We start from the raw sequence: 13,235 nt of genomic DNA on the forward strand, positions 1-13,235 counted from the left end.
AGTGAGGTAAAAATGTCAATATCAAAAGAATGTAAGGAATATTTACTAGAAAAGTTTAAATATGCTGCCAAAGAATTTGGCAAGTCTGGTACAAAGTCCAATCATCTAGCAGTACCAAAGGAACAGCAACTCTCTATTGATTTAGGTAATAGAAAAGTTTTTGGTATCATAAATAAGATTATGTATTGGATAGAGAATAATTTTACTTATTTTTTTCCACGATATAATTTGTTTCCAGAAGTTGGAGTTGAAGGAAGAAAAATTCCTGGAACTAATACAAGGGTTAAGTATTTTAACTCTGATGAACAATTTGATCAAAGAAAATTTATTGGCGAGCAAGATGGGGAACTTAAGTTATACAACTTAGAGGGCAAATTATATGATACAACTGATAAAATTAGTAAGGGTAAAAAAGGTTGTGTAGCTTATGTTATCACGCTTGATGGAAAATTAGTAACTCATGAACATATTAATGTTAACAAAAGCGAATGGGCTTATCGTCATTCAACTCTTGCAGGCGGTAAGCCGATTTTATGTTCTGGTTTAATGAAAGTGGTAAATGGTAAAATAACTTATATAGACAATAATAGCGGGCATTATAAACCAGAATCAGCAAACTTATACAATGCAGTGAAAAAGTTAGAAGGTCTATTTTCGAAAGATGCGAAAGTTGTTTGCTTACCATATTGGATTAGCTTGAAAAAACAAATTCCGCTTACACGCAAAATTAATCTAGCCAAACGAGAGCCAGTAGAGGAATTCTTGAAAAGGATGGAGAAAAAAGGGAAAGATGGATTGACTCAATATGAAAGACATTTTGAAAAGATAAAGAAATTTAATGAGCAATATGAACAAAAATTGCTTCTTGCAAACTATAAGTCACCTACAAATGAACTGTCCTACAAACCAACTATACATAAAAAACACAGATTGAAATACTCTGAATATATTAACTTACACCTTAATTTTTTGAAAGAGTTTGATGAAAGTCCTTAAGTGCAAAAAATAGCAATAGAACATTCAATAAGAAGGGTTATTGGAGCAAATTATGGCCATAAGCCTACAGTTGCGCTTGCTAAGGCACAGGTAATAGATAAAGATGGAAAGCTGCAAGAAACGGACGAAATAGTAGGTATAAATGTTGCTTTTCACCATGAGAATGATCGTGATGGCTTAGCTAAACTTCTAGATTTTAAAAAGTATAGCTATATTTGCGAACCTCATTTGCAAGATAAAAAAAATAGAGCAGATATGGAAAAATTAATGCCCAATAAACATACAGTTTTTATGAGTACAGACCAGGCTAACAAGTTTGTAAAGGATACTTTACAAATTAAAATTGATAGTGTTGAACAATTGGGTACCCGTTTAGTGAAGAGCTAAACTCTATTAAATATATGCTAATATATCTACTAATCAGGGTGGCAAAATATGTAGATGAGAGAAATACAACCATAGAAACAAAATGGTTGTCATGAAAGTAACTGATACTGGCTTCTTTTCTCGATTCCAGTGGGCTTTGTTGCACCACTCAAGGAAAGAACAGGCAGTTACTGATGGAATTTGTTATAAAATAGATATTTAGCCGACAAAGGAAAAATATGCCAATAAGAATGAAAGTCAGTAACTGCAATGAATATAACAAATTTCTTCAAGAAAGGGGAAATGTTTTTCATTATATCAACGATGCCATTGAAAATTGGTACGAAAATAGTCCAAAAGTAGCAGGTGGCAACAATGTCTACAGCGACAAAGTAGTGATTCTAATTCACATAATAACCTATCTATTCAGGATTGGTCTTAGGCAAACAGTGGGATTTATAGAGAAATATCTTGAGCAAATAGGGAAAATTTTGCAAATTATCAGCTATTCGCAGGCTTCAAGAAGGTTTAAAAAGCTTAATATCAAAATCAACGACTGCAGAGTTGATAAGAACGATATGGAAGATATTGAAATTGCTATAGATAGTACAGGTATCAGCATCTACAATAATATTCCAGGCCATAGTAAGGCAAATGGTACAGATAGAAAGTATCGCCGCTATGAGCAAACAAGAAAGCTACATGTAATGCTAGAGATAGGTAGTAAAAAAGTTATAGCTGCAAAATACAGTAGTGGAGTTTATTCCGACCACTATGGAGCCTGTGATCTTATTGAAAGAGTGGATACCAAGTATAACATAAGCACGATATATGCAGATAGGGCATATAATCGAAAGAAGTTATACAAACTGTGCGATGAGCTTGACATAAAGACAAGGATTCCTCCGCAAAATAATGCAGTAGAGCATCCAAAGTTGGATTATATGAATGAGAGAAATTCTACAATCAAGCTCATAAAGTCATATGATGAAGATGGTATGAAGAGGTGGAAAAAAGAGATAAATTATTGGAAGAGATCTTATATAGAAAGTTTTTTCTCGCGACTGAAGCAAATATTTGGATTTAGTTTTAGGAATAAATCTGAGATTAATCGTGAGAAGGAACTGCTACTCAAGTGTTATTTGCTTAACAAATTTACTGAAATAGGCATGGCTAAGTTTGATATAGCTTCATGAATTTATTATACATTACCCACTATCCGAAGAGCTGTGCAACAAAGCCCACTGGAATCCAGGAAATTTGATTGGATATTAAGTTTATGAGCATAAAAGCAGTTAATTTTATGTTAAAACACAACATTTTTGATGAGGCTGTATTAAGAGATGGATCCCAGTGTCAGCTACTCGGATGACACCATTTGCTACGCAATTTACTTTCAAAAATGAATGCTCGTACAGCTGTGTGTCAGCTACTTACATAACACCTCTCGAAAATTACTTTAGTTGCAAATATTAAGAAATTTACCAAATGAAGAAAAAAGGCAAAAGAATCCCCGTGTGACAAGTTTTATAATGTAAATTGGCGCTATAATAATGTGCTAACAAGCGCGTTTTGGCTGAATGTAGAAAAAATAAAAAAAGCCGCTATAATTTTTGTGTAATTTGCCAATAAATATTTGAGTTTTTTACTGATTTTGTAATTGAGCCTGCAGGTCAAAAATAAGGATAAATATTCTTGGTATCATAGTAAAGGGAATGACGAAATTTGTAAAGTAGTTTTCACTCAAATGACGCCCAGGCAAAAACTATATGGTTATGCAAAAAATCTATTTTTAAAACTGTTAATATAACATAGAAAAAACCTCACCTTTATTAATAATAGATTACTTACCAATTGGGTAGTCACCAGTGAAACAAGCATCACAATATTGCGGTGTAGCGTTGTTACGTTTTTCTTCTTTAACAGCCCTGTATAGGCCATCAATACTCAAGAAGGCTAGGCTATCTATTCCTATAACTTCCTTAATTTCCTCTACAGATTTATTTGCAGCAATTAAATCTTTGCACTCTGGCGTATCTATTCCATAAAAACAAGAGTGCTTAATTGGTGGACATGAAATCTTTAGGTGAATTTCTTTTACTCCTGCATCTTTTAACATAACTATTATACTTCTGAGCGTGCTACCACGCACTATACTATCGTCTATTAAAATTATGTTTTTACCCTTTAAAATATGCTTATTAGCATTGAACTTTAATTTTATTCTAACCTTACGTATTTCAGGGATTGGCTGTATAAATGTTCTTCCTATATAATGATTACGAATTATCCCCAGTTCCATAGGTAATCCTGAATGCTTTGCATATCCAATAGCTGCAGGTATTCCAGAATCAGGTATTGGTACAATCATATCTACATTGTTCTTTGGTGGACTTTCCTTTGCAAGTATTCTTCCTATTTCTTTTCTTGTATCGTATATAGACCTATTCTCCATTATGCTGTCTGGTCTTGAAAAATAAACGTATTCAAAAATACAAAAACTTGATTTTTGCTTTGGGAAAGGAAACATTGAGGCTAGCTTACTATCCGAACTGATGGTAACTAATTCGCCTGGTTCTATTTCTCTAATAAACTCTGCATTTATTATATCAAGAGCACAAGTTTCAGATGCAAGAACGTAAGAACCGTTTAACTTTCCTAAAACAAGAGGCCTGATTCCAGATGGATCACGTACTCCAATAACTACTTCTTGATTGATTGCCACAAAAGAATAAGCACCTTGTATTTGCTTTAATGCATATATAAAACTCTCTAAAAAGCTATCTTTTTCACCGCTTGCTGTCAGATGCACTACTACTTCTGTATCAATATCTGACTGAAAAACACACTCTTGTTTAATTAATTGTTCGCGTATCGGAGAAATATTAATTAAATTACCATTATGTGCTATGGCGAAATCTCCAAATTTGCCACTTTTGCCAAACATGGGCTGCACTCCAAATTTACTACCACTGGTTGAGTATCGAACATGACCTATTGCACAATCTCCAGGTAAGGATTTCTTTATTTCATCTATATCATCAAATACGCTGCTCACTTGACCTTGAAAGTGATAAGAGAGCAGCTTATCGTTGTTACTGGTTACTACACCAAAAGACTCTTGACCTCTATGCTGCAAAGCGTGGAGAGCAAGTATAGAGTTAAAAGCAGCACTTTGGTTGCAACTTATGCCAAATACCCCACACTCCTCATGTACTTCATCAAGCATGAAAAATATTAAATAAAGCCTGATTGTACTTTAGTAGAGGTAAAGTACAAGAATTTTATTTGTTAATCCCTTTCAAAGTTGAAGCTTTCTACGGTAGTTTTGATGTATACCAGAAAGTAGATTATATGCAATTAACCAATTTTGAGATTTTTGACAATTTTTTAGCACTGAAGAGAAAAAGATATTTTTATTGACTTATCTATGTATTGAAGTAATCACTAAAAAGTTTTATTGGTTATGGTATATAATATGTCTAAGCAAGTAGGTAAACAAGGTGAAAGTAATCTTATTTTAGAGCCTGAACAGTTCTCTAACAGCTTCTTCAATAGTCAACAGAGTAGTTCATCAAATCCAAAATTACCGACTATAAGTCGTAAAGATAGGCATATGGATTTAATCAAGAAAAGGTACGCAAAAAACAAAGATGTTGCAGAATATCTAAGAAGTTATGACTTTATTAAAAGAGCAGAAGAATTGTCAATAATTTATCTTTTTGAGCGAGACTCATCTTCTACGAAATTGCAAATACCATTGACTACAGATGAACAAATTCTAGTTAAAAAATTTTGTGATGAGATGATAAAAGGTATAACAGAACACGATGAGCAAGAAAGCGTTTTAAAGTACATGGAACGCATAATAGAGGGTTATTTAAATCAAGGAATAAGATTAAACTCATATTACGGTAAGGATAATAAGACTGTAACAAATTTTATATTTGAAAAAATGGAAGAATTAATTAATCGCTTTCATGCAAATCCACACAATTCAACTACAAAAAATATCATACAAAAGATCACTCGTAATTTAGTGTTAAAAGGTGGGGTAGAAAAAGGATTATCTTTTTATAGCGATATTGAAGGCGGATATTACGGCTCTAATTATTTAAATGATCTTAACGAACAATGTAAGAGTAAGAAAAAAATGCTAGAGGGTCTAGCATATGAAGGTATTGTGAAAGAAAATAACAAGCAAATTGATAAATATGATCTTGAAGTAGAAGTAGATAATAAATATTTTTATATTAAGTATCCACAAGGTAGTATTGTTGAAATTGCGAGAACTTTAAATAATGAAAAAGCTAAGGATTTAGAAGTTGGCATATTTCAGATTGAGGAAAGTATAGTAAAAGTTGAAATTACAGAAGATGGAAAAAGAAATTACACAGATATCTTAAAAGGTGGTATTGAAATATTTTTTACTACTAAAATAGGAGAGATTAGTATTTATCTACGGAAAGATGGTAACAAAATGGTAGTAGAAATTGATGAGAAAAGCAAAATAAGGTTTAGCAAGTTAGAAAACAAATCAAGCTTTGGAGGGAATTGTCTTATACAGGGAAAAAGTGTTTTAGAAGTTATGGGCAAGAGTTTTGAAAATATTCCTGAGGAGTTAACTCAGACTATTAAAAACGTTCCATCTACTAGTCTTATGCAAACATGTTTACAACAACAAGAAAACTCTAATAGGGAATTAAATTAATGTATTTTTAGGATAATAATTAAGAAATTAATTATAAACATTCATACGCATTCGATTGTAGTAGAGGATATGGGGCAGCAATTAGCACAAGAACTAAAGGCAAATGTGGTTGGTTGTCAAATAGTGATTGATTAAATCAATTTAGAGAGGTAAATAGCAGCTTTGCAGCTTGTTTTTATGAACAAAGATAAAACGTTGTAGCCAAGTGCGCTTTCGGCATTGTGCTGAATTGCAATATCTCTGTGCTCTAATTCCTCATCGCGAAATTTACTTATAGTTTCTCTTAATTCCCCATCTTCTAAATGTAAGACTTGCTCCTTGTAGTGCTCTCCGATCACTTCTTCAACTGCAGCAGTGCAAGCCATAGCGGCTTTTTTACCCATCATGGCAGTTACAACACCAAGTGATACCCCTAAAGCACCCCAAACTGGCAACAAAACAGTAGGACGAACTCTTTGCTCCTTGATTTTCTCATTAAAATAGTGGAAATGTTTTTTTTCCTGCTCCTCCATTTCAATTATTTTGTCAATTATGGAAGATTTTTTAAGAATAAATTTTTGACCGGAATAAATGCAAATGGCTCCATATTCGCCAGCATGATTTACTCTAATTGCTTGTTCTAAAAAATTTCCTTTCAATTTTTTTATATTGCTTTCCAATGTCTCCTCCCTTTATTTCTGCATTAGTACTACTATAAACCAATATATTATAGAGTAAATAAAATTCCATGCGTGCATTGCACCAACATTGTGATTACAGGAACTCAAGCAGCTATAGCAACGGCAAGAGTCACTTGACGGACTCCGCCATTCTCCTTAAAATAAGGGTGAAGATATATTATTTATCTTCAGTCTGTGCAGATAAAAGGACAAAAAGCTCGATATACTTGATGTTTAATTTTTTGCACTATGTGCACTCTATGTCTTTATAAAACTTTTACCCACATAAGCTAAAATACGCTTATCAAAGCATTTAATGCAATGAAAAACGCCAATTAAAAAAAAGGTAGTAGCTGATAGATTTTCTTTTGCCTTTTTCTCTGTTTAGTAAATTTTTCAATATTTAATGCAATTAGCCGGCACTGGGATGACAACGAGTAGTGAGCTAAACGTCCGTGTGGTTATTGGTATTATCAAGATATTCTCTAATCTTCTTTAAATCTTCCCAAGCTAAGCGTTTTTGTGCTGGTTGACGAAGTAGATAGGCTGGATGAAATATAGCGGCTGTGGTAATTGCATGAGATAAATATTGGTTAGTATAAGTATGAAATTTGCCACGCAAGTTCGATATAGTCTTTGTGTTATCAAGAAGGCTATAACATGCGATTCCTCCAACAAAAATCAGAATCTGCGGTAAAACAAGAGCAATATGCTTCTCAACAAATGGTCTGCACATATCAAGCTCTAGATCAGTTGGTTTTCTATTACCTGGTGGACGCCAAAACACGGTGTTGCTTATATACACCTTAGTGCGGTCCAGATTAATTGCACCGAGCATCTTATCGAGCAGCATTCCGCTTGCACCACAAAATGGTATGCCTTTCAGGTCTTCATTTGCTCCTGGTGCTTCACCAACAAGCATGATTTTTGCATTTGGATTACCATCGGAAAAAACAGTATTAGTTGCAGTTTTTTTTATTTCACAACCCTCAAATGACTTAACTGCACTTCTTAGTTCATCTACACTACCACATTCACTTGCAAGCTTCCTTGCTTCAATGATCCAGTCACTTGGGAACATGGCTTTTTTCTGCTCGATGACAGAAGACTGTGCAGCTCTCTCATTTTCCACTTTTTTTTCCTCTTCACCTTCAGTTAGCGTGCAGTCAACACCCACTTCATGATAGAACTTCAACAATTCTAGATCTTCATTGTTCATAGTGCCTCTTAACCTTTTGAGCTTTTTTCATAGCCATATCGTACTTCAATTTAGACAAATGTCTAACGTATAATATACCATTTAAATGATCTAACTCATGCTGAATACACCTTGCAAGCCAACCACTAGCTTTTAGCGTCTGTTCTTCGTTATTTAAATTTTTATATTTCACAGTTAAATATTTTGGACGCTTAATTTCATGGCTTTGCTCTGGAATTGAAAGGCACCCTTCTTTGAGAATTACTTGTTCACCCGATAATTCTGTAATTTCAGGATTAATCATGCAAAATTTGCCAGTTGATTCATATCCTGCTGGCCCATCTTCAGCCTTCTCTGGCTGAACGTCCATGACAAAAACTCTCTTCATCACTCCAATTTGCACTGCAGCAAGGCCAAGACCATCTTCATGGTACATAGTTTCGAACATGTCATTTACTAATTCTTTAATTTTATCGGTTATATCTATTACTTCACTGGCACGTGTAGTTAACCTTTCATCAGGGGCAATTACAATTGGCAATTTAGACATAAAATTAAAATTTTATGTTTTATTTTTTCCTTTGTACAGTATTTTGGGTATATTAAAATGTTGCTGTATTTTTAATAGAAATATAAATTATTAAAGGAAGCTACAATTTGAATGGAATTGTGTCATAAGGTCAACTAATGTACTCTGCAGTAATAATAAAACCAAAGCGAAATGTTTTTGCCGTTTTAGACGTAGGTACAACAAAAATTATCTGTCTCATTGTTAAGATCAATAGCAACTTCAGCTATAAAATAATAGGAACGGGTTATAAAAGTGCAGAAGGTATAAGCGGTGGATCAATAACTGATGCAAAGCATGCAAGTTACTCTATTTCATCAACTATAGGTTTAGCTGAGCAAGTATCAGAAGAGACTATAGACCAGATATATGTGAATGTAGCCGGATGTGGAGTCTCATCTTTTAACGTATATAACGAAATTATTGCAGCTAATCACGAAATTTCAGACCGAGACATAAAACGTGTAGTCTTTCAGACATTTGAGAAATATATCGAAGAAAATGTCATCATTCACAATATACCACTGAAATATCACTTAGATGATATGACTGACATAAAGGAAGTCAGTGGATTATATGGAAAAAGATTATCTGCTGATGTTAATGTTGTCACTGCTTCGCGTCCAGCGCTTACCAATATCGAAAATTGTATAACTAATAATAGTGGGATAAGTATGGCTGGTTGTGTTGCTTCTGCATATTCTGCAGGCCTTGCCTGTCTAAGTAAAGATGAAAAAGAGCTAGGAACTGCCGTTGTTGACATAGGAGGTGGATGCACTGCAATTGGAATTTTTAAGAGAGGAAAACTTGTGTACACAAGCAGCATTCCAATTGGTGGCATTCACATTACCCGAGATATAGCTTATGGACTATGCACAAGTATAGAGCATGCTGAACGCATAAAAATACTATACGGTAGCACTATTGTAACTTCAATAGATGAGAATGAATGTATTGCAGTGCAAAGTAATGAAAGCGATGAACCAACTCAAGTGTTTAAGTCTGAACTTGTTAACATCATAAGACCAAGGGTTGAGGAAATACTTGAGCTGATAAGAGAACAATTTCAAGAACAGAAAGATCCAATTAATAAAGTAGTGATCACAGGTGGAACCAGTCAACTCACAAGCATGAAAGAAATTGCAAGCTATATATTCAATAAACAAGTCCGTATCGGATGCCCTGAATCTTGTAGCGGTCTTGATGGCGAATACGACAAAAATCCTGTATTTTCTGCTGCTTTAGGCTCTATAAAGCTAATAGTTGACACCTTTTATAGAAATAATTCTGGAATGCTTGGTCACGATGGCAAAATAAGTAAGTTATACCATTGGGTTAAATCAAAAGTCACAGTCTAGATTTTTGTCTTTATCTCTTAATATACAAATGGCTTGATCTAGGAGCTTATTTTTATAGTATTATTACACTGATGTATCCGTAAGAGAAGCAGAAAATTACAATAAAACGTAAGAAACATGAACATAACTATACATTCACAAGAAGATTTTGACTTTATGCGTAAAGCTGGCAGGCTTGCAGCTGAAACCCTTGATTTTATTGCACCACACGTCAAAGTAGGCGTAACAACTAATGAATTAAATGATCTATGTCATGATTTTATAATCAATGCAGGTGCAATTCCAGCACCACTGAATTATAAGGGATATCCGAAATCAATTTGTACTTCGAAAAATGCTGTTGTATGTCATGGTATTCCTGATGATAAACCTCTTAAAGATGGAGATATTTTAAATATTGACGTTACAGTGATTTTAAATGGCTGGTATGGTGACACAAGTCGCATGTTTTGGGCTGGTAAACCCTCAATAAAAGCAAAGCGTTTGTGTAATGCTACTTATAATGCGCTAATGGAAGCAATAAAACAAGTCAGGCCAGGCAATAAGTTAAATAAAATAGGACTTACTATAGAAAAATATATTGAAGATTTTGGATATTCTATCGTACGCAATTATTGTGGACATGGCATAGGAAAGGTTTTTCATGCTCCACCAAATGTTGTACATTTTTATGATGAAGGTGAGGATCTTATCTTAAAAGAAGGCATGTTTTTTACGGTAGAACCAATGATCAATGCTGGAAAACATGAAACTCTGCTCAGCAAGCTAGATGGCTGGACAGTGACAACACGTGATCTTTCACTTTCTGCACAGTTTGAGCATACGCTTGGAGTCACAAAAGATGGAGTTGAAATATTTACACTATCACCTAAAAATTGGCATTTTCCACCTTATGATTAGATTTTTTAAACACTTGGTTTTTGAAAAAATCTAACTCTTAACTTGTGATATAGCAACTAACCCAATTAATGCACAGAAAATCATGTAAAAACTTGCTAAAGTTCCTTGTCCTGTAACTTTGATAATAGTTGTGCATATAAATGGTGCAAGACCACCAAAAAATCCCGAAGCTATATTTCTTGATAAACCAAATCCACTGTATCGTACCTTTATTGGGAATAATTCACACATAAACGCGCTAACAGGACCAAAAGAAGCAGCTATTGGGATTATAAAAAGAACGTGCGCCATTATGGTGAGCAAATTATTACCACTTAGTATCATTGAAAAAACTGGATAACTTACTACTATAAAAGTCACAAATGCAAATTTCATGACTCTTTCTCTCCCTACCTTATCAGAAAGTATTGCAAATAGTATAGTCAATCCTCCAAGTGCAACCTGATTCAATATTTCTACTGCGTGATTAAAGTGAGTGTTTATTGTTGATGCAAGTAGATTAAAAAACACTAAATATATGTAAAGAGATGCATTCTCAACTATGTCAACTCCAATTGATATTAGAAAAGGTTTTTTATAGCCATTTAACAGTTCTTTTAACGGTAATTCATGTGGCTTTTCCTGCTTTTTATATTCTGGGCTTTCATCGAGTATATATCTCATATATATACTGATTAATCCTATTACAAAACTGAAAATAAAAGGCAATCTCCATCCCCAAGATTCAAAATCGGATACTTTTTTGCATATAAGCACCACTATAAGACTTAATATTGAGCCAAGAATTGCGCTCAATACTTCAATACTGCCAAAGAATCCTCTTTTATTTTTAGGAGCATGCTCTATTAAAAATGGGACATTTCCTGCCTCTCCTCCAAGAGATATACCCTGCAATAATCTTAAACATACCACCAGTACTGATGCGAGTACCCCAATGTTCTGATACCCTGGAACAAATGCAATAAGTACGGTTGATAGAGTCATCAATATGATAGAGAGAAATAGAGCAATCCTTCTTCCATATTTATCTCCAATGTGGCCAAATATAGCAGCACCAATTGGTCTTATTAAGAAACCCACTGCAAACACTCCAAAAGCTTTAAGTATGCTGACTAATTTGTCGTCTGATGGAAAAAACACATCTCCGATTATGCTTATTAGATGGCTGAAAAGCATGTGATCATACCACAACAAAGTGTTACAAATTAAACTTGATAGTATTACTTTTGTTATTTGTTGCACGAAATCTTCCGTAATTTGTTTTATATTATAGTAATATTACTTACTTTTTCAAACGTGAATTATGTAAATGTTATATTAATAATATTATCTTATTAAATTTTTATATCGTTGATTATATTTAAATATTCTTATACTATACCTATATATTTCCATATATTTTTTGGCGAGAAAGTTATTTTAATTTAAGTGCACAAAGTCTCTTGATATGACACATACTCCAGTTTTGTTAAAAGAGATGCTATTTCAATTAGCACCACAAAGTGGTGGCATATATGTAGATGCTACATTTGGGGCTGGAGGATATAGCAAAGCAATATTGGAATCCGCTGATTGCAAAGTGTATGCAATTGATAGGGATGAAACAGTTACCAAATTTTATGATGATCTAAATGTTAAATACCCTAATAGAATAAAGTTATTTATTGAAAAGTTTAGTAATATCAAAGATTTATTAGATAGTAATAATATTAAAGGTATCAATGGAATAGTTTTCGACGTTGGAGTTTCATCTATGCAGCTTGATAATGGAGATAGAGGATTCTCATTTCTACGTGATGGCCCACTTAACATGAGCATGGATAACTATTCTCATATGAATGCTTCGACATTTGTTAACGCTTTACGTGAAGAAGAGATTGCGAACACTATATATAATTATGGGGGTGAGCGTCATTCCCGCAGAATCGCAAGAGCGATAGTAAATGCGCGGAAGAAGAAAATTATCAAAACTACATTTGAACTTGCGGATATTGTACGTTCTGTAGTGTTTCGTGGAAAAAGCAAGATTGACCCTGCAACTAGGACATTTCAGGCAATCAGAATATGGGTAAATGATGAGCTAGGAGAGCTTGAAAAGGGTATTAAAGCTGCATCTGAGATTTTAAGTGAAAACGGCAAATTAATTGTAGTTACCTTTCATTCTCTAGAAGATCGTATAGTTAAAACCCTTTTTAAAGATTTGTGTGAACCAGGACCTACCAAGACATTCTCCCTTTTAAACAAAAAAGTGATTAAAGCAAGTGCGGAAGAAATAAATGCAAATCCGCGTGCGCGTTCAGCAAAATTAAGAGCTATACAGAGGTTATCATGAGGACCTTTCGTGCCATTTCAATAATTATGTTTTTCTTCAGCATTGTAGGATTATTTAAGGTAAAATTATATGTCCAATCACTAAATAAATAGCTAACACAAATAAAGCGTGAAATTAATTTAGTGCAAAGCAACATAAAAGTTCTTC

General features: G+C 33.8%; 10 protein-coding genes and 1 pseudogene. 6 read left to right on the forward strand and 5 right to left on the reverse strand.

Going from position 1 to position 13,235, the window contains the following annotated elements; all coding sequences use genetic code 11:
• Positions 1-12: 12 nt before the first annotated feature.
• Positions 13-1,383: pseudogene (locus tag ABWU28_RS01130) on the forward strand (hypothetical protein).
• A 218-nt stretch (positions 1,384-1,601) separates the two neighbouring features.
• On the forward strand, positions 1,602-2,558 hold the full coding sequence (locus tag ABWU28_RS01140) for an IS5 family transposase (RefSeq protein ID WP_213863789.1): 957 nt from the start codon (positions 1,602-1,604) through the stop codon (positions 2,556-2,558).
• A gap of 647 nt (positions 2,559-3,205) precedes the next feature.
• Here the strand turns inward: ABWU28_RS01140 and purF are convergent.
• Positions 3,206-4,591, reverse strand: a complete 1,386-nt coding sequence (purF, locus tag ABWU28_RS01145; protein ID WP_052265009.1) for an amidophosphoribosyltransferase — start codon at positions 4,589-4,591, stop codon at positions 3,206-3,208.
• 237 nt (positions 4,592-4,828) lie between these two features.
• Between purF and ABWU28_RS01150 the strand changes: the two genes are divergently transcribed.
• Complete coding sequence (locus ABWU28_RS01150; RefSeq protein ID WP_353275378.1) at positions 4,829-6,073, forward strand: hypothetical protein; 1,245 nt, start codon at positions 4,829-4,831, stop codon at positions 6,071-6,073.
• A gap of 131 nt (positions 6,074-6,204) precedes the next feature.
• On the opposite strand, the gene ABWU28_RS01155 is transcribed toward ABWU28_RS01150, so the two are convergent.
• The 3 genes from ABWU28_RS01155 to def all read right to left on the reverse strand — a co-directional run bounded on the left by ABWU28_RS01155 (position 6,205) and on the right by def (position 8,480).
• Positions 6,205-6,732, reverse strand: coding sequence for a demethoxyubiquinone hydroxylase family protein (locus ABWU28_RS01155; RefSeq protein ID WP_007302313.1), 528 nt, complete (start codon positions 6,730-6,732; stop codon positions 6,205-6,207).
• Positions 6,733-7,177: 445 nt separating this feature from the next.
• Complete coding sequence (locus ABWU28_RS01160) at positions 7,178-7,951, reverse strand: uracil-DNA glycosylase family protein (RefSeq protein WP_010403847.1); 774 nt, start codon at positions 7,949-7,951, stop codon at positions 7,178-7,180.
• A complete protein-coding gene (gene def, locus ABWU28_RS01165; protein WP_264376708.1) occupies positions 7,941-8,480 on the reverse strand; it encodes a peptide deformylase in 540 nt (179 codons plus the stop codon). Before def ends, ABWU28_RS01160 begins: the two co-directional genes overlap by 11 nt.
• 137 nt (positions 8,481-8,617) lie before the next feature.
• Here def and ftsA point away from each other — a divergent pair, with 137 nt between their 5' ends.
• Complete coding sequence (gene ftsA, locus ABWU28_RS01170) at positions 8,618-9,856, forward strand: cell division protein FtsA (protein ID WP_264376709.1); 1,239 nt, start codon at positions 8,618-8,620, stop codon at positions 9,854-9,856.
• Between the two features lie 117 nt (positions 9,857-9,973).
• On the forward strand, positions 9,974-10,756 hold the full coding sequence (map, locus tag ABWU28_RS01175; RefSeq protein ID WP_007302317.1) for a type I methionyl aminopeptidase: 783 nt from the start codon (positions 9,974-9,976) through the stop codon (positions 10,754-10,756).
• A 30-nt stretch (positions 10,757-10,786) separates the two neighbouring features.
• Here the strand turns inward: map and ABWU28_RS01180 are convergent, their stop codons facing one another.
• Positions 10,787-11,998 carry an MFS transporter gene (locus ABWU28_RS01180; protein ID WP_353275381.1) on the reverse strand — a complete coding sequence of 404 codons (1,212 nt, stop codon included), beginning with the start codon at positions 11,996-11,998 and terminating at the stop codon, positions 10,787-10,789.
• A 205-nt stretch (positions 11,999-12,203) separates the two neighbouring features.
• Between ABWU28_RS01180 and rsmH the strand changes: the two genes are divergently transcribed.
• The gene (rsmH, locus tag ABWU28_RS01185; protein WP_213863862.1) at positions 12,204-13,088 is read left to right on the forward strand and encodes a 16S rRNA (cytosine(1402)-N(4))-methyltransferase RsmH; all 885 of its coding nucleotides are present in this window, start codon (positions 12,204-12,206) and stop codon (positions 13,086-13,088) included.
• Positions 13,089-13,235: the final 147 nt, after the last annotated feature.

Origin of the sequence: Wolbachia endosymbiont (group B) of Pilophorus perplexus, from assembly GCF_964028155.1 — a bacterium.
Lineage (GTDB): Bacteria > Pseudomonadota > Alphaproteobacteria > Rickettsiales > Anaplasmataceae > Wolbachia.

Bases quoted from the DNA above. Each gene is read 5' to 3' on its own strand.
- ABWU28_RS01150 (WP_353275378.1), top strand. From the start codon at position 4,829: ATGGTATATAATATGTCTAAGCAAGTAGGTAAACAAGGTGAAAGTAAT.
- purF (WP_052265009.1), bottom strand. From the start codon at position 4,591: ATGCTTGATGAAGTACATGAGGAGTGTGGGGTATTTGGCATAAGTTGC.
- ABWU28_RS01160 (WP_010403847.1), bottom strand. From the start codon at position 7,951: ATGAACAATGAAGATCTAGAATTGTTGAAGTTCTATCATGAAGTGGGT.
- map (WP_007302317.1), top strand. From the start codon at position 9,974: ATGAACATAACTATACATTCACAAGAAGATTTTGACTTTATGCGTAAA.
- ABWU28_RS01140 (WP_213863789.1), top strand. From the start codon at position 1,602: ATGCCAATAAGAATGAAAGTCAGTAACTGCAATGAATATAACAAATTT.
- def (WP_264376708.1), bottom strand. From the start codon at position 8,480: ATGTCTAAATTGCCAATTGTAATTGCCCCTGATGAAAGGTTAACTACA.
- rsmH (WP_213863862.1), top strand. From the start codon at position 12,204: ATGACACATACTCCAGTTTTGTTAAAAGAGATGCTATTTCAATTAGCA.
- ftsA (WP_264376709.1), top strand. From the start codon at position 8,618: ATGTACTCTGCAGTAATAATAAAACCAAAGCGAAATGTTTTTGCCGTT.